The organism is Montanilutibacter psychrotolerans (assembly GCF_003719825.1).
Classification (GTDB): Bacteria; Pseudomonadota; Gammaproteobacteria; order Xanthomonadales; family Xanthomonadaceae; genus Montanilutibacter; species Montanilutibacter psychrotolerans.
This window is the reverse complement of sequence record NZ_RIBS01000004.1, coordinates 92428-115486: the sequence shown is the minus strand read 5'-3', so window position 1 is coordinate 115486 and position 23059 is coordinate 92428. Positions and strand designations below refer to the sequence as shown.

13 protein-coding genes are annotated in these 23059 nt (G+C 71.0%); 8 read left to right on the top strand and 5 right to left on the bottom strand.

Going from position 1 to position 23059, the window contains the following annotated elements:
• Positions 1-352: 352 nt before the first annotated feature.
• Together gltB and EER27_RS09670 are read left to right on the top strand one after the other, a co-directional pair.
• Positions 353-4834 (top strand): glutamate synthase large subunit, encoded by a 4482-nt coding sequence (gltB, locus tag EER27_RS09675; protein WP_123087907.1) that lies wholly within the window; start codon positions 353-355, stop codon positions 4832-4834.
• On the top strand, positions 4831-6354 hold the full coding sequence (locus tag EER27_RS09670; protein ID WP_123087906.1) for an FAD-dependent oxidoreductase: 1524 nt from the start codon (positions 4831-4833) through the stop codon (positions 6352-6354). Before gltB ends, EER27_RS09670 begins: the two co-directional genes overlap by 4 nt.
• Before the next feature lie 220 nt (positions 6355-6574).
• Here EER27_RS09670 and folE read toward each other — a convergent pair whose 3' ends face one another.
• From folE to recC, 4 genes are all read right to left on the bottom strand, one after another.
• Positions 6575-7165 carry a GTP cyclohydrolase I FolE gene (gene folE, locus EER27_RS09665; RefSeq protein ID WP_123087905.1) on the bottom strand — a complete coding sequence of 197 codons (591 nt, stop codon included), beginning with the start codon at positions 7163-7165 and terminating at the stop codon, positions 6575-6577.
• 119 nt (positions 7166-7284) lie between these two features.
• Positions 7285-9138, bottom strand: a complete 1854-nt coding sequence (gene recD / locus EER27_RS09660; RefSeq protein ID WP_123087904.1) for an exodeoxyribonuclease V subunit alpha — start codon at positions 9136-9138, stop codon at positions 7285-7287.
• Positions 9135-13127, bottom strand: coding sequence for a UvrD-helicase domain-containing protein (locus tag EER27_RS09655; RefSeq protein ID WP_123087903.1), 3993 nt, complete (start codon positions 13125-13127; stop codon positions 9135-9137). Before EER27_RS09655 ends, recD begins: the two co-directional genes overlap by 4 nt.
• Complete coding sequence (recC, locus tag EER27_RS09650) at positions 13124-16504, bottom strand: exodeoxyribonuclease V subunit gamma (RefSeq protein WP_123087902.1); 3381 nt, start codon at positions 16502-16504, stop codon at positions 13124-13126. Before recC ends, EER27_RS09655 begins: the two co-directional genes overlap by 4 nt.
• 368 nt (positions 16505-16872) lie before the next feature.
• Between recC and EER27_RS09645 the strand changes: the two genes are divergently transcribed.
• The 6 genes from EER27_RS09645 to EER27_RS09620 all read left to right on the top strand — a co-directional run bounded on the left by EER27_RS09645 (position 16873) and on the right by EER27_RS09620 (position 21531).
• Positions 16873-17691, top strand: coding sequence for an ABC transporter ATP-binding protein (locus EER27_RS09645; RefSeq protein WP_123087901.1), 819 nt, complete (start codon positions 16873-16875; stop codon positions 17689-17691).
• Complete coding sequence (locus EER27_RS09640) at positions 17691-18440, top strand: MlaE family lipid ABC transporter permease subunit (protein ID WP_123087900.1); 750 nt, start codon at positions 17691-17693, stop codon at positions 18438-18440. Before EER27_RS09645 ends, EER27_RS09640 begins: the two co-directional genes overlap by 1 nt.
• A gap of 100 nt (positions 18441-18540) precedes the next feature.
• Positions 18541-19098 carry an outer membrane lipid asymmetry maintenance protein MlaD gene (gene mlaD / locus EER27_RS09635; protein ID WP_123087899.1) on the top strand — a complete coding sequence of 186 codons (558 nt, stop codon included), beginning with the start codon at positions 18541-18543 and terminating at the stop codon, positions 19096-19098.
• Positions 19095-19748: an MlaC/ttg2D family ABC transporter substrate-binding protein gene (locus EER27_RS09630; RefSeq protein WP_123087898.1), complete on the top strand. Its 654-nt coding sequence runs from the start codon at positions 19095-19097 to the stop codon at positions 19746-19748. The genes mlaD and EER27_RS09630 overlap by 4 nt, the downstream gene beginning before the upstream one ends.
• 2 nt (positions 19749-19750) lie before the next feature.
• Complete coding sequence (locus EER27_RS09625; protein ID WP_123087897.1) at positions 19751-20029, top strand: STAS domain-containing protein; 279 nt, start codon at positions 19751-19753, stop codon at positions 20027-20029.
• A 386-nt stretch (positions 20030-20415) separates the two neighbouring features.
• The gene (locus tag EER27_RS09620) at positions 20416-21531 is read left to right on the top strand and encodes an MlaA family lipoprotein (RefSeq protein ID WP_425480835.1); all 1116 of its coding nucleotides are present in this window, start codon (positions 20416-20418) and stop codon (positions 21529-21531) included.
• Between the two features lie 118 nt (positions 21532-21649).
• Here EER27_RS09620 and EER27_RS09615 read toward each other — a convergent pair whose 3' ends face one another.
• Positions 21650-23047: a DNA recombination protein RmuC gene (locus tag EER27_RS09615; RefSeq protein ID WP_123087896.1), complete on the bottom strand. Its 1398-nt coding sequence runs from the start codon at positions 23045-23047 to the stop codon at positions 21650-21652.
• Positions 23048-23059: the final 12 nt, after the last annotated feature.

The following is a 23059-nucleotide window of genomic DNA, read 5'->3' as shown; positions in this document are numbered from 1 at the left end:
GCTGCGGGATGTGCGGCGTGCGTCGACGCGCTGTCGGTCGGCGTGGTGCGTGCGTTGTCGGTGCATGGTTGCCCGCGGCACGGCACGCAATCGGACACCGCACGTCACGCCCTCGGGCGAGTTGTTCCACGTGTTGAACAGGCCCCACGACGCACGCCGGCAGCGGAAACGTACGCATACGTAGGGTTTGCGACCGCATTCGGAAAAATCGTTTCATCTTCAACTATTTGCCCGTTTGCGGCAGCGCACAATCTGTGATTTAGTCGGGGCTCGCCGTTGGTTCAAGCGCCTGCCAGCACCGGATTCCGGTCGCTGCGCCGGCGGCCGCGCCCTGCCCGGAGAAACCGCTGCAATGCACGCCCCAGCCGCCTCCTTGTACGACCCTCGCGACGAACGCGATGCCTGCGGCTTTGGTCTGATCGCGCACCTGGACGACACGCCCGCACGGGCCCTGGTCGATCGCGCGATCGCGGCACTGGTACGCATGACCCACCGTGGCGGCGTCGCCCGCGACGGGCTCAGCGGCGACGGCTGCGGCCTGCTGCTGCGTCAGCCGACGGTGTTCCTGCGCACGCTGGCCGAAGAAAACGGTATCGCGCTGCGTGGCCACTTCGCCTCGGGCCTGGTGTTCCTGCCGCACGACACCGCCGACGCCGAACACGCACGCACGACGCTCGCCGGACTGCTCGCCGACGAAGGGCTGGTGGTTGCCGGGTGGCGCGATGTGCCGTTGGACCCGAACGCCTGCGGCGCGCTGGCCAAAGCATCGATGCCGCGCATCGAGCAAATCTTCGTGACGCCTGGCGGCGGCTCGGACGCGTTGGGCTTCGAGCGCGCGCTGTTCCTTGCACGCCGCCGCGCCGAGCAATGCCTGCGCGCGATGGTCGACTTCTACGTGGTCAGCCTGTCGGCGTCGGCGATCGGCTACAAGGGCATGGTGCTTCCGGATCGGCTGGTGCAACTGTTTCCGGACCTGCAGCGCGCCGAACTGGCCGCCAGCGTGGCGGTGTTCCACCAACGCTTCTCGACCAACACCACGCCGCGCTGGCCGCTCGCCCAACCGTTCCGCCTGCTGGCGCACAACGGCGAGATCAACACCATCGCCGGCAACCGGGCCTGGGCGCAGGCGCGTGCACACACCTGGCGCACACCGGCGCTGGACCTGCGCGAGTTCGATCCGGTGATTACCACCACCGGTTCGGATTCCCAAAGCCTGGACGACATGCTGGCGGTGCTGCTGGCCGGCGGCATGGACCTGCTCAAGGCGATGCGGATCCTGATCCCGCCGGCCACCCAGTCGCTGGAGTACAAGGACGCCGACCTCGCCGCGTTCTACGAGTATTACGGACTCAACACCGAGCCCTGGGACGGTCCCGCCGGCATCGTCACCCTCGACGCGCGCCATGCGGCCTGCACGCTGGACCGCAACGGCCTGCGCCCGGCGCGCTGGCTGCGCACGCGCGATCGCCACTTCATGGTGGCCTCAGAGGCCGGCGTGTGGGACGTGCCGCCCGAAGAGGTGGAAGCCAAGGGCAAGCTCGGCCCCGGCGAGATGATCGCGGTGGATCTGTACTCGGGCGAGCTGCTGGACAGCGAAGCGATCGACCGCATCAACCGCGCGCGCGCGCCCTACAAGCGCTGGCTCAAGCAGGGCACCACCTACCTGCAGACCGAACTGATCGATCCCAACCTCACCGCCGACCCGTTCGAGGAGGAAACCCTCGCCGGTTTCCAGAAGCTGTTCCAGCTAACCCGCGAGGAGCGCGAACTGGTGCTGCGCCCGCTGGCCGAGACCGAGCAGGAGGCCACCGGCTCGATGGGCGACGACGTGCCGATGGCCGTGCTGAGCCAGCGCGTGCGGCCGCTGTACGACTGCTTCCGGCAGGCCTTCGCGCAGGTCACCAATCCGCCGATCGACCCGCTGCGCGAAGACTGCGTCATGTCCCTGGCGACCCAGATCGGACGCGAGGGCAATGTGTTCGTCGACGGTCCCGGCAACGTCAACCACGTCGTGCTGAACTCGCCGGTGCTGGCGCAGCGAAAGCTCAAGCAGTTGCTGTCGATGGCGCCGTACGACAGTTCGCACCACTACATCGACCTCAACTACACGCCCGGCGAAGGACTGGAAGCGGCGCTGCGCCGCGTCTGCGCCGAGGCCGAGTCCGCCGCGCGCGACGGCCACGTGCTGCTGGTCCTCACCGACCGCCGCCCACAGCGCGATTGCGTGATGCTGCACGCGCTGCTGGCGACCGGCGCCGTGCACCAGCACCTGGTGCGCACCGGCCTGCGTTGCCATTCCAACCTCATCGTCGAGACCGGCACCGCCCGCGACCCGCACCACTTCGCGTGCCTGATCGGCTTCGGTGCCACGGCGGTGTACCCGTACCTCGCCTACCAGACACTGCACGACCTGGGCACGCGCGGCATCCTCAAGACCTTCAGCGGCCAGGTCACCGAGATTGGTCGGAGCTACCGGCGCGGCATCAAGAAGGGCCTGCTCAAGATCATCTCGAAGATGGGCATCAGCACCATCGGCAGCTATCGCGGTGCGCAGTTGTTCGAGATCATCGGGCTGGATCGCGAGGTGGTGGCGCTGTGCTTCGCCGGCACCGCGGCGCGCATCGGCGGGGCGGGGTTCGACGCCTTGCAGGCCGACGCGGAGACCCTCGCGCGGCAGGCGTGGGACGCCAGCGCGCTGCCGGAGATCGGCGGACTGTTGCGCTACACGCCCGGCGGCGAATACCACCTGTTCAACCCCGACGTCGTCACGCGGCTGCAGCGCGCGGTGCACACCGGGCAGTGGAGCGACTGGCAGCATTACGCCAGCGCGGTCAACGACCGCCCGGCCGCGGCGATGCGCGATCTGCTGCAGCTGCGCATAACCACGGGTCCGATTCCGTTGGAGGAAGTGGAGTCGATCGAGGCGATCGTGCGTCGCTTCGATTCGGCGGCGATGAGCCTGGGCGCGCTGTCGCCCGAGGCACACGAGGCGCTGGCGATCGCCATGAACCGCCTGGGCGGACGCAGCAACTCCGGCGAAGGCGGCGAGGACCCGCTGCGCTACCGCAGTGACAAGGTCAGCAAGATCAAGCAGATCGCATCCGGACGCTTTGGCGTGACGCCCGAATACCTGGTCAACGCCGAGGTGCTGCAGATCAAGATCGCGCAAGGCGCCAAGCCCGGCGAAGGCGGCCAGCTGCCGGGCCACAAGGTCAACGCCATGATCGCGCGGCTGCGCTACGCGATGCCCGGCATCGGCCTGATCTCGCCACCGCCGCACCACGACATCTACTCGATCGAAGACCTCGCCCAGCTGATCCACGACCTCAAGCAGGTCAATCCGAAGGCGCTGATCTCGGTGAAGCTGGTATCGCACGCCGGTGTCGGCACCATCGCCGCGGGCGTGGCGAAGGCCGGTGCCGACCTGGTGACCATCTCCGGCCACGACGGCGGCACCGGCGCGAGCCCGTTGTCGTCGATCCGCTATGCCGGCACGCCGTGGGAGCTGGGCATTGCCGAGGCGCGCCAGGCGCTGCTTGCCAACGACCTGCGCGACCGCGTGATCCTGCAGGCCGACGGCGGCCTGAAGAGCGGACTGGACGTGGTCAAGGCCGCGCTGCTGGGGGCCGAGAGCTTCGGTTTCGGCACCGCGCCGATGATCGCGCTGGGCTGCAAGTACCTGCGCATCTGCCACCTCAACAACTGCGCCACCGGCGTTGCGACCCAGGACGAGGCGTTGCGTCGCGATCACTTCACCGGCCTGCCAGAGCGCGTGGAGAACTTCTTCCGGCTGCTTGCCGAGGAAGTGCGACGCACGCTCGCGCAACTGGGCGCGCGGTCGCTGGGCGAGATCGTGGGCCGCGTCGACCTGCTCGAGCAGCGGGCCGCGCGGTCGTCCAACGGCGCCTCCAACGATGCCAGCGGGCCGCGCCAACGCCGCCTGGACCTGTCGCCGCTGTTGGCCGGCAGCGGGCTGGCGCACGGTGGCCACTGCGGTGTGCCGGCGCCGCGCGAACCTGCCGACGGTCTGTCCGCGCAACTCGATGTGGAGTTGCGCGAGGTGATCGCACACAAGCGCGGCGGCACGTTCCACTACCCGATCCGCAACACCGATCGCAGCATCGGCGCGCGCCTGTCCGGCCGCGTCGCGCGCCTGCACGGCAACAACGGCATGGACGAATCGCCGATCCACCTGCGCTTCACCGGCACCGCTGGGCAGAGTTTCGGTGCGTTCAATGCCGGCGGACTGAACTACGAGCTGGAAGGCGAGGCCAACGACTACGTCGGCAAGGGCATGGCCGGCGGGCGCATCGTGCTGCGCCCGCCGCAGGCCGCGCGCTGGATCGCGCACGAGACGCCGATCCTGGGCAACACCTGCCTGTACGGCGCCACCGGCGGCGAGCTGTACGCGGCCGGCCGCGCCGGCGAGCGCTTCGCGGTGCGCAACTCCGGCGCGACGGCGGTCGTCGAGGGCGCCGGCGACCACTGCTGCGAGTACATGACCGGCGGCGTCGTTGCCGTGCTCGGTCGCACCGGGCTCAACTTCGGCGCGGGCTTCACTGGCGGCATGGCCTACGTGCTCGACCTCGATCGCGACTTCGTCGATCGCTACAACCACGAACTCGTCGACATCCTGCGCATCGCCGGTGACGGCTTCGAGCACCACCGCTCGCATCTGCGCGGGCTGCTCGAAACGCACGTTGCCCTGACTGGCAGCGCCTGGGCGTTGCGGCTGCTGGCCGACATGCGCGACTACCTCGGCAAGTTCTGGCTGGTGAAGCCCAAGGCGGCCAGCCTGGAATCGCTGGTCGACACCCTGCGGAGGGCGGCATGAGCAAGAAGGACAGCCCGCGCAAGGACGTCTTCCAGTTCCGCAACCAGCCGCGAGGCATGCCCGTGCGCATCCCGCTGCAGCTTCGCCAGGACGGCGACTGGGGTGAGCTGTACGGCCGCTTCGACGAGGCCGAGGCCTGCCATCAGGCGGGTCGTTGTCTGGACTGCGGCAACCCGTACTGCGCCTGGAAGTGCCCGCTGCACAACTACATCCCGCAATGGCTGGAGCTGGCGCGCGAGGGACGCATCGTCGAAGCCGCCGAGCTGTGCCACGAGACCAACCCGCTGCCGGAAATCTGCGGGCGCGTGTGCCCGCAGGATCGATTGTGCGAGGGCAGCTGCACGCTCAACGACGGCTTTGGTGCGGTGACCATCGGCGCGGTCGAGAAGTACATCGTCGATCGCGCGCTGGCCGAAGGCTGGCGGCCGAACCTGGGCAAGGTGCGCGCGACCGGAAAGCGCGTCGCGGTGGTTGGCGCCGGGCCGGCCGGCCTGGCGTGCGCGGACCGTCTCGCGCGGGCCGGCGTGCAGGCGGTGGTGTTCGACCGTTACGAGGCCATCGGCGGACTGCTGCAGTTCGGCATTCCCAGCTTCAAGCTCGACAAGTCGATCATGACGATGCGTCGCGAGGTGCTCGAAGGCATGGGCGTGCAGTTCCGGCTGGGCGTGGAGGTGGGCCGCGACGTCACGCTGGACGCCTTGCTGGCGCAGTTCGACGCGGTGTTCCTCGGTCTGGGCAGCTACCGCTACACCGACGGCGGCCTGCCCGGGCAGGAGCTCGATGGCGTGCTGCCGGCATTGCCGTTCCTGGTGCAGAACGGGCGGATCGTGCACCGCGCCGGCCTTGCCGACGTGGGCGTCGAGCCCGGCGTGCACAGCCGGCCGATCGCGGGCTGGGAAGACCACATCGCCCTGCCAGACCTGCGCGGACGGCGGGTGGTCGTGCTGGGCGGCGGCGACACCGGCATGGACTGCGTGCGCAGCGCGGTGCGGCTGGGTGCGGCCAGCGTCCACTGCGTCTACCGGCGTGACGAAGCCAACATGCCCGGCTCGGCGCGTGAGGTGGCCAACGCGCGCGAGGAAGGCGTGCAGTTCCTGTTCAACCGCCAGCCACTGGCGCTGCTCGGGGATGGCGCTGTCCGCGGCGTGCGCGTGGTCGAGACCGTCCTGGGCGAGCCGGACGCCGGCGGTCGCCGCAACGCGGAGGCCATTGCCGGCAGCGAGACGGTGCTGGACGCGGACGTGGTGATCATCGCGTTCGGCTTCCAGCCCGACCCACCCGATTGGCTTGCCACCCACGGCATTGCGCTCACCGGCAACGGCCGCATCGTCACCAGTGGTGAGCACGGCGCGCTGCCGTTCCAGACCGGTCACCCGCGCGTGTTCGCCGGCGGGGATGCCGTGCGCGGTGCGGACCTGGTGGTGACCGCCACTTTCGAGGGCCGTGAGGCCGCGTCAGGAATCGTGCGCCTGCTGGCGCAACCGGTGCGGGTTGCCGACATCGCCCTGGAGACGGTGTAGCGGCGCGCGTCGGTGCGGTGCCGGGAGAGCAGGGCCTGCGCGAGTGCTCCCGCGCTGCGCCCTGCGGCATCCGCGCCGAGTGGAGGGCGCACCGGGGTGTGCTCACCCCGACGAGTGACCGGGCACTTTGACGCCTGATGGGACGCGGAGCGGCCGCCTTGAGCATGGCGCCCCACACAGAACCGGGGCGTCCGCCGTCAGGTTTGACTCGGCAACGGGCTCAGCGGCCCGGCCCCACATCGATGAAGCGCAGGAACTCGGCGCGCGTGCGGGCGTCTTCGCGGAAGCTGCCGAGCATCTTGGAGGTGATCATGCTGACGCCGCGCTTGTGCACACCGCGGGTGGTCATGCACTCGTGTGCGCCCTCGACCACGACGCCGACGCCGCGTGGCTGCAGCACGTCCTGGATCACCTGGGCGATCTGCGCGGTCATCTTTTCCTGCACCTGCAGGCGGCGTGCGTAGGTTTCGACCACTCGCGCGAGCTTGCTGATGCCGACCACCTTGCCGTCGGGCAGGTAACCCACGTGCGCCTTGCCGATGATCGGCGCCATGTGGTGCTCGCAATGGCTCTCGAACTCGATGTCGCGCAACACGATCATCTCGTCGTAACCCTCGACTTCCTTGAAGGTGCGCTGGAGGTACTCGGCGGGGTCGTCGGCATAACCGCTGAACCAGTCGCGGTACGCCTTGGCGACGCGCTTGGGGGTGTCGAGCAGGCCCTCGCGGGCGGGATCGTCGCCGGCCCAGCTGAGCAGGGTGCGGACTGCGGCCTCGGCCTGCTCGCGGGTCGGCTTGTCTGAGTCGGCCATGGGCCTGGTCTCGTGGCGTCGTGGGGGCGGCCATTCTACGACGCGCCGCACGACCTGCCGCTGCGGCCACAAACGCAACAGTCCGTTCGACGGGTGCTACCGGGCGCTGTCCGCGATGCTCACGCCAATCGGCGCGCCAGGCCGGACACGCGCTGCGCGTGACGCGACAGCGCGGCACGCAGCACGGCCTCGCTGGCGCACACGTGCAGCTCGCGGCGTGCGCGGGTCAGCGCGGTATAGACCAACTCGCGCGACAGCACCCGGCTGTCCTGTCGCGGCAGCTGCAGCCAGACCGCGTCGAACTCCGAGCCCTGCGCCTTGTGCACAGTGGTGACGAACGCGCCTTCGTGCGCGGGCAGCGCGGCCGGATGGAAGCCACGCACGCCGGCCTCGCTGCCGTCGGCGAACCACGCCACCAGTGCGCCGTTGCCGTCGCGCAGGCAGATGCCGATGTCGCCGTTGAACAGGCGATGGCGGTAGCTGTTCTCGGTGATTTGCAGCAAGCGGCCATGGAACGGCGTCCCGTTGCCGCGCGTTCGGCCCAGCAGTGCGTCTTCGATGCGCGCGTTGAGGCCGCGTGCGCCCTGCGGCCCGTCGCGCAAGGCGGTCAGCAGGCGCAGCTCGCCGGCGCGCGCCAGGGCGTCGGCCGGCGTGGCGGCGGCCGCCAGTTCGCGCCAGTGCCCCAGCAGGACGTCGCGGTGGTCGTCGAGTGGGTCGGCAAGGTCCTCATGGAAGTGCACGCCGGCCAGTTCGCCACCGCGCAGCAGCGCCAGGGTGCGGTCGGCGTCACCGTCGCGCACGGCATTGGCCAACGGCGCCAGATGGAAGACCTCGGCCTGGCGATAACCCCGCTGCAGTTGCACGCGATGACCGGCAAGCGCCGCAGGGCCACTGCCAGCGTCGCCGGCCACTTTCGCTGGCTCGCCGATCAGCGCCGCCAGCGCGTGGGCATCGTCCACAGACAACGCGTCACCGGCGCCGGCAGCCGCGAGGATGCCGGCCAGCACGTCGCCCGCCTCGACCGACGGCAGCTGGTCCGGGTCGCCGAGCAGCACCAGGCGCGCGCCGTCGGGCACTGCCTCCACCAGCTTGCACATCAACGGCAGGTCGACCATCGAGGCTTCGTCGACGATGACCACGTCGACCGGCAAGGGGTGGGCGGCGTCGTGACGGAAGCGCGGGCTGTCCGGAAGGGTGCCAAGCAGACGGTGCAGGGTGCTGGCCGAGGCAGGCAACTCGTCGCACAGCGCCCGGTCGACGCCGGGCAGGTCGCGCAGCTGCGCGAGGGCGTTGCGCAGACTACCGGCCATGCGTTCGGCGGCGCGGCCGGTGGGGGCGGCCAGCGCGATACGTGGCGGCGCGGCGCCGGCGAGTCGGGCCTGCGCGACCAGCAGCACCAGCAGGCGCGTGATCGTGGTGGTCTTGCCGGTGCCGGGGCCGCCGGTCACCAGCAGCAGCGACCGTCGCAGCGCGAGCGCCGCGACGCGTGCCTGGCGATCGTCGCCCTGGTGTGCCTGCGGAAACAGCGCGGCGAACAGCGGCGCCAGCGCGGCAACGTCGCCCGAGGTGGTTGCCCCGGCGGCAGGCGGGTGCGCGGCGATGCCCTGCAGGCGTGCGGCGAGACGTCGTTCGTACTCGCGATAGCGGCGCAGGTACAGCAGGCCGCCGTCGAGCACCAGCGGCGCATCGGTGGCGGCGGTGTCCGACTTCGCCGGCAAAGTGACCCAACGCGAGGCGGACAGCGAGTCGAGCCACGGCTGCGCCTGCGGCCACTCGATCGTGCCGTCGAGCAGGAGCCACGGTCGTGCGGGATCGAACGCGGCGTGCCCGCTGCCCACCGCAAGCGATGCCAGCGCCGCGCCGGCCAGCACGGCGTCCGGCGTGGCCGGGTCGAGCCGGCGCAGTGCCTGTGCGAGGGCGTGGTCGAGAGCGCGCAGTGCACCGCTGCGGAACAGGGAATCGAGCAGGCTCATGCGTCACCACCGCGCGGCGCGTGCGGGCCGCTGCTGCCACGACCGGCAAACAGGTTGTCGAGGGCGTCGATGAGTTCGACCGCCGGCGTGTCGGCGTGGACGCCGGCGGCCGAGCCGCTGCCCGCATCCAGGCCACGACAGAACAGGTAACGCACCCCGCCGAAATCGCGCGCGTAGTCGTAGGCGTCGCCAAGGCGGAACCGCAGCCAGCGGTGCAGTGCGACGGTATAGATCAGCGCCTGCAGGTCGTACTCGCTGTGTGCCATCGCGCTGGCAAGGCTGGCCGCGTCGTAGGCGGGCAGGCGATTGGACTTGTAGTCCAGTACGTACCAGCGCCCGCCGTTGGCGTAGGTCAGGTCGATCTTGCCCGTCATCAGGCCTTCCAGACGATGCCGCGCACCGAACGCCTGGCGCTCGCGCAGCACGCCGTGGGCGTGCAGCAGCGCCAGCAGGGCATCGACCGAGGTCGGCTGCAGGGCGAAATGGAATTCGAGTTCGGCGCGGCGGGCGTCGCCCGGCAGCTCGCACAGGCGCCCGCCTTCGGGCAGCTCGACCGTCAGGGTCTGGCCCACCAGGTGGGTGAGTTCGGCGACACCATCGTCGAGGTCGGCGTCGGCGTAACCGCCGGCGCGCAGGGCGGCACGCAGCGGTTCGTGCTCGCCGGCGGGCGCGGCGCCACCGCGCCAATGTCGCCAGGCCGCGAAGTCGACATGCTCGAGCGCATCGTGCAGCACGTTGCCAAACCGGCTGCCGCCGAAGCGGCGGTCGAAGGTGTCGGGCGCGCCGGCGTCTTCGGTGGTGGCGCCCGCACCTGCACTCGTCGCACCCGCGCCGACAGCGGCGCCGGCCAGGGCCGCCAGTTCGGGTTCGTCGTCGGCGCGGCGCTCACCGGCCAGGGCCGCGGCGGTGGTGGCACCGCCGTCGCCGGGATCGCCGGAATGGGCCTGGCTGAGTTGGGTGAAGCTGTACACCCACCAGTCCCGCGGCAGCACGCGGCGCGCTTGGCGTGCGTTGGGCACCGGCTCGGCTGGCGGTGGGGGCAGGGCCGGCAACGGGCCCGGCAGCGGGCTTTCGTCGATGACGATGTCGGCATCGCCGCGCAGGCCATCCAGCCCGGCGAGCATCGGTGCCAGCGCGGTGCCCTCGGCACGGAACAGCGGCCCATGCGCCAGCCACAGCGCGTGGCGTGCGCGGGTCAGCCCGACGTAGAGCAGGCGCGCGTCCTCGGCGCGCTGCTCACGTTCACTGGCCGCGACAGCCTCGGACCAGCGGGACGAGTCGTCGTCGCGGCCCAGCTTCCAGTGCAGCACCCGGCCGTCCTCGCCCGGCAGCTGGCATTGCCGCGATGGCTTCTCGTCCCTCCGGCCGATGCCCACGAACGGCAGGAACACCAGACCGAACTCCAGGCCCTTGCTCTTGTGCAGGGTCAGGATCTGCACGCGTCGCGCGTCCGATTCCAGCCGCAGCAGTTGCTGTTCGTCGTTGGGATCGGCTTCGGCGATGCGACCGCGCAGCCAGTCGACCTGGCCGGGCATGCCCAGCGCCCGCGCAGCGGCTTGCTGCAGCAGTTCGCCCAGTTGCATGAGATTGGTCAGCCGGCGCTCGCCATCGAGCAGGTCGAGCAGGCGCTCGGCGTTGGTCGCGCACAGATCCGACAGCAGGGCGAGGGGCCCGTGTCGCTGCCAGCGTTCGCGCCATGCCAACACCTGCAGCTGACGCGCGCGGCGGGCGTCGTCGTCGTGATCGAGCCGGTCGATGCCGGCGGCGTCGACGCCGAGCAGTACCGTGGACAGCGCCGCGCGCAGGCGGCCTTCGTCGGCCGGTTGCAGCAGCGCCTCGAGCACGGCGAGCGCTTCGCCGGCCTGATCGGAGGCAAAGAGGCTTTGTTTGCCGGCCGCCACGGCAGGCACGCCGGCCGCGACCAGCGCAGCCTGCACGCGCGCGGCCTCGCTGTGGCTGCGCACCAGCACCGCGATGTCGGCCGGTTGCACCGGTTTGGCGCCGATGAGCGCGCGCCCGGCACGCGCGTCGCCGAGCACGGCGTGGATTTCGGCCACGCACGCGGCGGTGGCGTGGTCACGCGACTCCGGTGCGCTCCAGGACTTGCCGCTGCGCCCGCCGCCGGGACCGGGCAACACCCGCAACACGAGGGCCGGCGCGGGTTGGCCGTCGCGCTGGTAGTCCGCGTCGCTGGTTCCCGCGCCGGGCTCGACCGCGCGGAAGCCGATGCGCTCGTCGACGAACGCCGCCGGGCCCGCCTGCTCGTACAGCGCCTGGATGGCCCTCAGCACGCTGGGACGGGAGCGGAAGTTGTGCGCCAGCGGTGGGGCGATGCGCGCGGTGGCCCGTGCGGCGAGGTAGGTGTGCACGTCGCCGCCGCGGAAACCGTAGATCGCCTGCTTGGGGTCGCCAATCAGGAACAGGGCCGGTGGCGCGTTGGCATCGCGGCCGGCGGCCTTCGACTGCGTCGGGTTCGACTGCATCGTGCCGGCGTCGGCATCGGCACCGCGCTCGTGCGTGTCGTGATCGTGCGCGGCGCCCAGGTGCGTGGCGTCCACGGCGTCGCTGGCAGGCGATGACCGTGCCGGTGTGGCGTGGCCGGGTGACGGGTCGGCGCCGCGGGTGGCCACGGCCACCGTCGGGTCATGATCGATCGCGTCGCGCTGCTCGGCCGACAGCGCCGCAAGATCGGCGTCCGTGGCACGGTCGCCGTCGTGGCCGAACACGCGGCGGAAGATCGCCCACTGGCGCGTATCGGTGTCCTGGAATTCGTCGACCAGCGCGATCGCGTACTGGGCACGCAGCTGTCGCGCGAGATCGTCGCCGTGCGGGCCACAAAGCGCGTCGGCGACGCCGTCGATGAGATCGTCGTAGCTTTGCAGCCGGCGACTGCGCTTGAGTTCGGCCAGGCGCAGCGAGGCGTCCTGGCGGATGTGATGCAGCAACCGCAGCGCCTGCTCGGCCAGCCATTGCCGGTGCAAGCGGTCGGCCTGGAGCCATTGCGCCAGCGCATCGAACAATGGCGAGTGGGGCAAGCGTTCCTCGCTGCCGGCCTTGGCGCACTCGCGAAGCCGCACCGGGGTCAGCTTGTCGAGGTGATCGTCGTCGTGCGCCAGACGGCCGTTGCGCAGGCCGGTCGCAAGCGCGTCCCAGGCCTTGTCGTAACTGGCCGGGCGCGCCTTGCGGCCGTCGATGTGCTTGGCGGCGATGGCGCCGTCGAGATCGGTGCGTGCCTGTTCGCCATGGCGAGCGTGCGCATCGAGCAGATTCTCGAACGACTGCTGCAGTCCGGATCGCGGATCGGGGCTGTCGACAGGTCGCGCCGGCAGCAACCTTGCCGCCCGCATCAGGGCGCCCAGATCCTGTGCCAGCGCGTCCGGACCGCTCCACAGCACGTGCAGCAGGTCGGCTTCGTGGGCCTGCGCGCCGTGCGTGCGCCACAGATCGGCGGCGAGTTCGTCGTGCAGGTCGCGCTCGCTGCCGACCAGGGTGGGCGGTGCGAACGCCTGGCCGGTCTGCAGGGTGTGCTCGGTCAGCACGCGAGCGCAGAAGCCGTGGATGGTGAACGTCGCGGCCAGGTCGATCTCGTGTTCGGCGCGACGCAACCGCGCGCGCAGGCTGGCGCCGTCCTCGCGCAGCAACTGGCGGCGGATGATCTGCGCGGTCAGCGTGGTTTCGGGGTCGTCGGCAGCGACGGCGACGGGATCGCCATCGTCATCGGGATTGGCGACCAGCCGCCCGGCAATGTCTGCGGCCAGCACGAGGCGCTTGCGCAGGCGGGCGCGCAGCTCCTGGGTGGCGGCCTCGGTGAAGGTCACCGCGAGGATCTCGCCCAGCCGCAGCCCGCGCTCCACCACCAGGCGGGTGACCAGGGTGGCCAAGGTGAAGGTCTTGCCCGTGCCGGCGCTGGCCTCGATCAGCTGCACGCCGTCGAGCGCTATGTCGAGGTAGGCATCGGCGGGGTCGAGCGGTGCGGCGGCGAGGTTCATGCGGCCTCTCCGTCGCGGCCGTGCACCACCGCGTCGAACACGATGCGGGCGATTGCGCGGAAGTCTTCGCCCAGTTCGGCATCGTCGAACGGATTGCGACCGCGCAAGGCCAGCCGCGCGCTGTCGGTGCCGCCTTCGCTGAAGCCGCGCTCGGCGTGCCACTGGTCGTGCGCGCGCTGCCAGGGAGTGCTGCTGTTGGCGCGGGGTTGTTCGCCCGCGGCAATCCGCGCCTGGCCGTCGTACCAGAGCCAGCCGGCGCGCGGGGCGAATGGCAGCGGCTCGCACAGGCCACGTGCGCGCAGGCGCAGCAGCGCGGCCAGCGCCTCGCGCGGAGCCGTGGCCATGCCCGTCGGGCGCAGCAGCGGGCCCGGCCCGCGACCGGTGTCGCAGAACTGCGCCAGGGCGCGGCCGTCGCCGAGCGCGGCCAGCACCAGCCAGTCGAGGCCGTGCGTGATCTGCGCGGGGCCGTGCAGGGTGTCGAAGCGGAAGCGCGCCAGGCCGTTGCGATACAGCTGCTCGATGCGGCCGTGCAAGCGAACGCCGTCGACGTCGAGATCGAATGCCTGCGATGTCGGCGCGTCATCGCCGCGCCAGTGCACGAACGCGTCGGCATACGGCTGCACCTGCGCGAGCAGGCCGCTGAGCTGGCGCTCGCCCAGCGGCCCGGATGGCAGCAGTGCACGGGCGCGCAGGCGGCGGTGCAGGTCGCCGTGCACGCCTTCCACGCAGGCATCGAACACTGCCTGCTGCAGCTGCCAGCGCTGCAGCCCCCGGGGGGGCGGGGCGAGCGGATCGCAGTCGTCGACCGCGTCAGCGGTCTCGGGCAGACGGATGGCCAGGCGCTGGCGCAGGAACGCGTCGGCGGGGTCGCGCAGGAAGCCGCGCAGCTCGGTCAGCGACACCGTCGCGGCGGCCTCCACGGCCGGCAACGGCGCGTCCAGCCAGCGGCCAAGTTCGCGGCGGGGAGCGCCCGTGCGGTTGGCCGCCGGGTGCCATTCTCCGCGGTAGCTGAAGCGGCGCGGCTCGTCGCCGTCCTGGCCGTCGCCGGCGCCGAACGCGGCCGCGGCAAACGGTTGCAACGGGTGATGCACAACCAGGGCGCGACGGGCGGCGTCGGCATCGACGTGGTGGCGACTGGCGACGTCGAGCAGCTCGGTCACCAGCAACGAAGGCTGGCGCGTACTGCCGTCGCGCGGGTCGGCGCCGAGGTAGCTGAGATAGAACACGTCCGTAGCCGACGCGAACAGTTGCAGGAACAGGAAGCGGTCGTCGTCGCGCAACGAGCGGTCGCCGTGGCGGCGGCGGTCAGTGCCCAGTTCGGCGGTCAGCTGGTTGAGGCCGGCGGCGGGATCGCGGCGCGGGTAGTCGCCATCGTTCATGCCGAGCACGCAGATCACCCGGAACGGCAGCAGCCGCAGTGGCACCATGCGCCCGAAACTGATGCCGCCGGTCAGCAGCGGCGCGCGCGTGTCCGCCTCGGCCAGTTGCGCCCCGAAGTGCGCGCGCACCACGTCCGATGGCACCGGGCCCTCGAAACCGGCCCGCCGCGCGGCATCGGCGAAGCCGTCGATGTGGCCACGCAGGCGCTCCAGTGCGCGCTGGTCGGCGGGGTCCTGCGGCGGTTGCGGCAACAGCGCGTCGAGCAGCCCAAGCAGGCGTTCGCGCCACTGCGCGGCGGGCATGGCTTCACCGAAGGCGCGTTCGTACCGCGCCAGCACGCGCAACAAGCGGATCAGCGTGTCGAGCGCGGCAAGCCCGCCGCCCTCGAGGTCCGGCCATGGCGCAACGCCGGCGATGTCGCCGTCGTCGCCGCTGGCGTGACCGAGCAGCAGGCGGTCCAGCGCGAAAACCCAGGTGTAGGCATCGTCGCGCGGCGCCTGGTGGCGCGCGCGCTGACCGGCGTCGATGCCCCAGCGCGCGCCGGCAACGCGCAACCAGGCGTGCAGTCGCTCGAGGTCGGAACCGGTGAGGTGTGCGGCGGCCAGGATCGGCGGGCTGGCGAGCAGGTCGAGGATCTCGTTGAGGCCGAAGCGCGACACCGGCAGCGCAAGCAGGCGCAGGAACACCTCGGCCAGCGGCTCGCCCGCCAGCGGGCTGGTGTCGGCCAGCGCGTACGGGATGAAGTCCGGACCGCCGGCGAGCGCGCCGAACACCGCGTCGATGTAGGGAACGTACGGATCGATGTCGGGCGCCAGCACGGCGATTTCGCGCGCCTGCAACGGCGGGTCGAACCGGCGGCCTTCCGGTGAGTCGGGTTCGAGCAGACCGCGCAACCGGTCGTGCAGCACCTGCATCTCGCGCAGGCGGGTGTGGCAGGCATGCACCTGCAGGCTGGGGTCGTGGCGGTCGACGTGGTCAAGCGGGGGCACGTCAGGCGCGGGCCGGCGATGGAACAGGTCGCACTGCAGGCGCTTGAGCAGGCTGTCGGCGAGCCCGCCCTGCGCCAGCGGCAGGCCGCCCTCACGCTGCTCGGGGTCGTCGTAGGCAGCGATCTCGCCCGACGGGTGCACCACCTCGTAGCTGCCCAGCACGGCCATGAAGTCGCGGCCGGACGCGCCCCAGCCCTGCAGCAACGGGTTCTCCCCGTCGGCGGAGGCAAACGGGTCGGCGGCCTCATGGCGCAACCGCTCGCCCAGTGTCTGCAGATCGCCCCAGTAGGAGCGGGTGGGGGTGGGCAGGTAGAAGTGCAACACGCCCACGCGCGCCTGGGTGGCAATCACGCGCAGGACGTCGGGGGACACGTTGAGGGTGGCGAAGGCGAACAGCCGGGACGGCAGACCGCGCGGCAGCGGCGCCGTATCGTCGGCGTGGCCGCGCAGGTAGTCGTCGATGCGCCGGGCGCGGTGCCGGCCACCACCGGCGACGCGACGCCACAGCGCCGCCTGCGGGTCGCGCGGGCCTTGCCCGGCCTCCCAGCCGAGCAGCCAGTCGCGGCGCCAGGCCTGGTACTTCTCGTACACCGAGGACAGCTCGGCCGCCAGCGACCAGGGCTTGAGCGGATCGCCGTTGCCGCCGAGGTAGCCGCGCAGCGGCCGCAGCGCCGGATCGCGCAGCACGGCGGGGTCGGTCAGGGCCGCGTAAAGGCGCCACTGCAAGGCCTGCGCATCGAGGTCCTCGTCGCGTCCGGCGACATTGGCGTCCAGCGCGCGCTGCACGAACTCGCCGGGCGTCAGGAACTCCAGATTGGCCGCGATGCCGTGCTGCTGCGCGAGCGTGGCCTGCAACCAGCGGCGCATCGCCACCTGCGGGATGAGCACCAGGTCCGGCGCCAGCAGTGCCTGCCCGGGCGCGGGGCTGCGCAGTTCGTCGGCCAGCAGCCCCGCCAGCACTTCCAATGAATTGGAGTGGTAGAGGCGGAAGTCCGGGTGCGCAGGCATGTGCACCATTGTGACCGAGCGCGTCGCAGGCGGTGAGACGCGGGAGTGCTTGTGCGTGTCGGGCAAGCCCGCGACGCTGCGTAGGAAACGCGCGGCGAGGCTCGGGAGCGGCCTCGGGCCGGGCGAACTCGCAACAACCCGTTCGCGGCGACCGGGTGCGCGCCGGTCGCGAATACCGCGCCGCCCACGCGGCGGCAGCCCGCCCCACCCGGGCCGGTGCGCGGCGACACGTGCCAGGCCGCCCGAAGGCCCCATCGCGAGCCCCGCGGCCGACTCTGCGACAATGCGCGGCCGCTACAAGCCCGTTCAGGCCAGCACCGCCAAGCTGCCGCCGCTTTGCGCCATTTGGCGCCATGAATCGAGACCGGATGACCGACGCCACGCCCATTGTCCGACTGACCGACGTCCGCCTCGACCGGGGTGGGCGCACGGTGCTGCGCGACATCAACCTCAGCGTGCCGCGCGGGCAGGTCATCGCGGTGCTCGGGCCCTCCGGCAGTGGCAAGTCGACCCTGCTTGCGGCATTGACCGGCGAGTTGGCGCCCGCCGCCGGCACCGTCGAAGTGCTCGGCCAGGTGGTCCCGCAGGCCAAGCGCGCACTGCTGGAGTTGCGCAAGGGCATCGGCGTGCTGCTGCAGGGCAACGGCCTGCTGACCGATCTCACGGCCGCCGAGAACGTCGCCCTGCCGCTGCGCGCGCACACCGACCTGCCGGCCGCCGTGATCGCCCGGCTGGTGCGCATGAAGTTGCACGCGGTCGGCCTGCGCGCCGCCGCCGACGCGTTTCCGCGCGAGTTGTCCGGCGGCATGGCGCGTCGTGTCGCGCTGGCCCGCGCGCTCGCGCTCGATCCACCGTTGATGATCTACGACGAGCCGCTGACCGGTCTGGACCCCATCGCCAGCGGCGTGGTCATGGACCTGGTGCGCCGGCTCAACGACACCCTGGGCCTGACCAGCATCATCGTTACCCACCACGTCCACGAAACCCTGCCGGTCGCCGACCATGCGGTCGTGATCGCCAACGGCGCGATCGTGTTCTCGGGCTCACCCGCCGAGCTGGAGACCAGCACCGATCCGCTGGTGCGGCAATTCCTGCGCGGCGAACCGGACGGCCCGATCCATTTCGATGCCGCGCCACGCTTCGCCGATTCCGCGCTCACCGGGAATGCACCGGCGGGAGTCATCTGATGCCCTTCGTCGCTGCTACCCGCTCGCTCGGTCGTGCTGGCCTGTTCACCTTGTCGGTGCTGCGCGCGTCGAAGCCCGACGCGGACTTCTTCCGCGAACTCGTGCGCGAGATCTACAAGATCGGCGGCCGCTCGCTGCCCATCATCGCCGTCGGCGGCGCGTTCGTCGGCCTGGTGCTGACGTTGCAGGGCTACCGGGCGTTCGAGAAATTCGGCGCCAGCAATTCGCTGGCCACGCTGCTGGGCCTGTCGCTGTACCGCGAGCTGGGTCCGGTGCTGACCGCGCTGCTGTTCATCGGCCGCGCCGGTTCGTCGATCGCGGCCGAGCTGGGCCTGATGCGCGCCACCGACCAGGTCACCGCACTCGGGCTGATGGCGATCGATCCGGTCAAGAAGGCGGTGGTGCCGCGCTTCTGGGCCGCGGTGATCTGCGTGCCGCTGCTGACCGGGCTGTTTTGCAGCTTCGCGATCAGCGCCAGCTACTTCGAGGCGGTGCACGTGATCGGACTGGACCCGGGCTACTTCTGGCCGGTGCTGCGCGACAGCGTCGACTTCGTCGACGACTTCTGCGTGGCGCTGATGAAGTCGGCCGTGTTCGGCGGCACCGCGGCGCTGGTTGCGTCCTACGTGGGCTTCCACGCCGAGCCGACCATCGAGGGCACGTCGGTGGCGACCACCAAGGCCGTGGTCAACGCCTCGCTGCTGATGCTGATGCTCAATTTCGTGATGTCGGCGCTGCTGTTCCGATGATGCGCCCGCTTCGCACCGACCCGCGCGCCACGTCGCGGGGAAACACCGAACCATCCCGTGCACCGTCAGGCGCGCGGGCCACCGACCGGATCCAGACACCATGAGTGCACGTAGCCCCCGTATCGAATTCGCCGTCGGCGCGTTCCTGTTGCTCTCGCTGGCCTCGCTGCTGGTGCTGGCGTTCGCATCCACCAACGCCAAGTGGGGATTCGGCAGTGGCACGTACCCGCTGACCGCGCGTTTCACCACCATCGGCGGTCTGCGCGCGAGTGCTCCGGTCAAGATCGGCGGCGTCGCGATCGGCCGCATCGAGGACATCCGCCTGGACCCGGTCAAGTTCGACTCGGTGGTCACCCTGGCCATCGACAACCGCTACAAGGACCTGCCGGCCGACACCTCGGCCAGCATCCTGACCGCCGGCCTGCTCGGCGAAAGCTTCATCGCGCTGGCGCCGGGCGGCGATCCGACCCCGCTCAAGCCCGGCGACGAGATCTTCCTCACCCAGCCGGCCGTCGACCTGATCCAGCTGGTCGGCAAGTACATGTTCAGCGGCGGTGGCAAACCGGGCGGCGATAGTGCCCCCGCAGACGCCGACGCCGGCGTGCCGGATTACCTCCAGGGCGAAGCCGCCGCCCCCAAAGACGAGTCCACCCCATGAAGCGCACTTTCCTCGCCATCGTCATCGCCTCGGCCCTGCTGACCGGCGCGCCGGCCACCGTCCTGGCCCAGGCCGCACCGGCCAGCGCCGCTCGCGCGGGCTCGCCGAGCCAGCTGGTGCTGACCAACAGCACCCGCATCCTCAGCACCCTGGAATCGCGTCGCGCCGAGTTCACCCGCGACCGCGCCGCGCTTAGTCGCTTTGTCTCGGGCGAGTTCAACAACATGTTCGACCGCGACTACGCCGCACGCCTGGTGCTGGGCGTGCACGGCCGCGGTGCCGCCGATGCCGACGTGCAGAAGTTCGCCATCGCGCTCAGCGAAAACCTCATGCAGCGCTACGGTTCCTCGCTGCTGGATTTCAACACCCGCCTGCAGGTGCGCGTGAAGTCCGAGTCGCCGCTGCGGGGCGGCGCGATCATGAAGGTGTCCTCGGAGATGGTGCGCCAAGGCGGCGAGCCGATCCCGGTTGATTACCTCATGCACAAGGTGGGCAACCAGTGGAAGGTGTTCGACGTGATGGTCGAGGGCGTCAGCTTCGTGTCGACGTTCCGCAGCCAGTTCGATGGCCCGCTCAAGCGCAAGTCGATCGCCGCCGTGGCTGCCGACCTGCAGGCCGGTCGCCTGCAAGCCGGCGGCAGCAGCAACTGAACATGGCCGCCACCCTGCGCCGCGACGGCGAGCGGCTGGTGTTCACCGGCACGCTCGACCGCGCCGCCTGCGCGGCGTTGTGGAAGCAGGCGCAGCCGCTGCTCGCGGGCGCCCGCGTGATCGCGCTGGACGACGTCGAACGCGTCGACAGCGCCGGCCTGGCGCTGGTTGCCGAGCTGGCCGCGCGCCATCCCGGCACCATCGTGACCGGCGAGCCGACCGGCCTGGCCTCCCTGCGCGCCGCCTACCGCCTCGACGACGCGCTGGGCTTCGCCAGCTGAGGCTGGCCGGGCATCCGCGCGCGGAAGGAACCGCCGTGAACATTCAACGCGACCTGCGCGTCGCCATCCGCCTGCCCTCGGCGACCGACCGTCATGCGACGCCGGTCGCGTGCGGCGTGGCCGTCGCCAATCCAGCCCACTAGACTGCCCCCATGCGCATTCCCGGAACCTCCCCCGATCCGTCGTCGCGCGCTGCCCTCTGGCACGCAGCGCGCCGTTGCCCCAAGTTTGCGACTGCGAGTCTCCTCGCGCTGGCCCTGTTGGCACCGCCGGTGATCGCGGCGGAAGCAGACCAGCCCGTTGCGGCTGCGCAACCGACGGCAGCGGTTGCCGCCGATGCGGCGGCCGAGCCGATCGCGTCGGCCGACGTGTCCGCGCCGGTCGAGATGTCACCCGTGGCGCCCGATTCGGAGATGGCGGCGCCGGCTGGCGAAAATGCCCCGGTTGCCGACGCGCCGTCCACGACCGTCGAATCACGCGCTGCCGAAGCCAGCACCGTCGAAGCCAGCACCGCCGAGTCCGGTGCCGACGCCGAGTCCGGCCCGGTCGACGCCGCCCAGAATCCGCAAGGCACGCCGGTGGCCGATGCGCCGGCCGCCGCGTGCATCAGGCTGGACGCCAACGGCGTTGCCGTGCCGTGCGAGCCGGCCGACGCCGGCACGCCCGCGGTGGCCGATGCCCAGCCGCCCGTCGAGGCCGAGCAACCGCAGGACGCAACCACCAGCTCCGCCGCGCCAGTCGACCAGGAAGGCTACAACCCCGTCGCCGACCCGACCCTGCCCGAACCGGCCGTTCTGCCGGGCACCTACGATCCGTGGGAGCGCTACAACCGGCGCATGCACCGCATCAACAACGCGGTCGATCGCCGGGTCGCACGTCCGCTGGCACGCGCCTACGTGCGCGTGGTTCCGCGACCGATCCGGCTGGGTGTCGGCAACTTCTTCAACAACCTCGGCCAGCCGGTATCGGCCGTCAACGCGCTGCTGCAGGGCCGGCCGAAGCAGGCCGCCCAGTCGCTGGGGCGATTTGCGTTGAACAGCACGCTCGGCATCGGCGGCATTTTCGATCCGGCCAGCGATGCCCAGTTGCCCAACAAGAGCGAAGACTTCGGCCAGACGCTGGGCGTGTGGGGCTGGAAACGCTCGCGCTACGTCGAGCTGCCGCTGTTCGGACCGCGCACGCTGCGCGACAGCCTGGGCATGTTCGGTGATGCGCCGTTGAGCCCGCTGCGCCAGGTCGAGGCCGATCGCATCCGCATTCCGTTGCAGGGCGTGCAACTGGTCGACGTGCGCGCGCAGCTGCTTTCCACCGACAGCCTGCGCGAGGGCGCCGAGGACGACTACAGCCTGGTTCGCGATGCGTGGTCACAGCGCCGCGCGTACCAGATCTTCGGCGACCGCATGAGCCCGGGCGACGAGCAGTTGCCGGACTATCTGCTCGACGACACCAATCCTCAGGTGCCCGTTGGTGCCATGCCGGTGATGCCGACCGACGGCAATTAGCGGTTCGCCAGAGCCGGCAATCCGCGGTGCCGCGCGACGACGGCATCGCGTGACCGGTCTGCCCCAGCAATGGCGCGACGCGATGTCGCGTGCACGCGCGGACCGGCAGCGGCGGGCGCTACTCGTCTTCCTCGACGAAATCGCCGAGCAGACGCCGGCTTTCTTCCACCGGCAGTGACTCCACGCCCTTGAGCTGACGCTCGATCGCGCGCGTGCGCACGCCAGCGGCCTTGATGCTGTTGCGCACGGTGTCGAGCTGGCTGTGGGTCTTCTCGAGCACGGTGGCGAACTTGCCGAACTCGCTCTTCACCGCGCCCAGCAACTGCCACACCTCGCTGGAGCGCTGCTCGATGGCGAGCGTGCGGAAGCCCATCTGCAGGCTGTTGAGCAGCGCCAGCAGCGTGGTCGGGCCGACCACGGTGACGCGGAACTCGCGTTGCAGCACGTCGAACAGGCCCGGGCGGCGCAGCACCTCGGCGTACAGGCCTTCGGTGGGCAGGAACATCAACGCGAAATCCGTGGTGTGCGGCGGCGCGACGTAGCCCTGCTGGATCTTGCGCGCCTCTTCCTTGATCCGCCGCTCCAGCGCCAGCGACGACAGCGCGATGGCGTCGACGTCGGCGCGATCCTGCGCATCGAGCAGGCGCTCGTAGTCCTCGCGCGGGAACTTGGCGTCGATCGGCAGGCGCACCGGCTGGTCGGCGTGCGCACCGGGCAGTCGCACGGCGAACTCGACGCGCTGGTTGCTGCCGGGCACGGTGATCACGTTGCAGTCGTACTGCTCGATGGTCAGCACCTGCTCCAGCAGGGCGCCCAGCTGCACCTCGCCGAACGTGCCGCGCGTCTTGACGTTGGTCAGCACGCGCTTGAGATCGCCCACGCCGACCGCCAGCTGCTGCATCTCGCCCAGGCCGCGCTGCACCTGCTCCAGGCGCTCGGACACCAGCCGGAACGATTCGCCCAGGCGCGCTTCGAGCGTGGTCTGCAGCTTTTCGTCGACGGTGGCGCGCATCTGCTCGAGCTTGGCGGTGTTGCTGTCCTGCAGCTCGCCCAGCTTCTGTTCGAGCGTGGCGCGCATGTCGCCGATGCGCAGCTCGTTGCGCTGGGTCAACTCGGCCAGGCGCTGGCCCAGCACGTCGGCGAAGCGCTGCTGCAGCTCGGCGGCCTCGGTTCGCGACTTGCGTGCGTCTTCGCCGAGCGCGTCGCGCAGCAGATCCAGGCGCGCGTCAGTGCGCTCGCTGAGCCCGCGCAGGTGCTGGTCGGTCCGCGCGGCCACCTCGTTGAGGCGCGTGCTGAAGCCCTCGATGCGCTGTTCCTGCTGCGCCGACAGGCTGTCGAGCTGAGCGCGCAACTCGCCGCGGCCGTCGCGCTGTTCGGCGCGCAGTGCCTGTTCCAGCCGTGCGTTGTGGGCATCGAGCAGGGCATCGGGGCGGCGCAACAGCAGGATTACCAGCAACACGATCGCAACGAGCACGGCGATCAGCAGCACGACCAGGAGCAGGGAGGTTTCAGGCATGCGTGCAGTGTA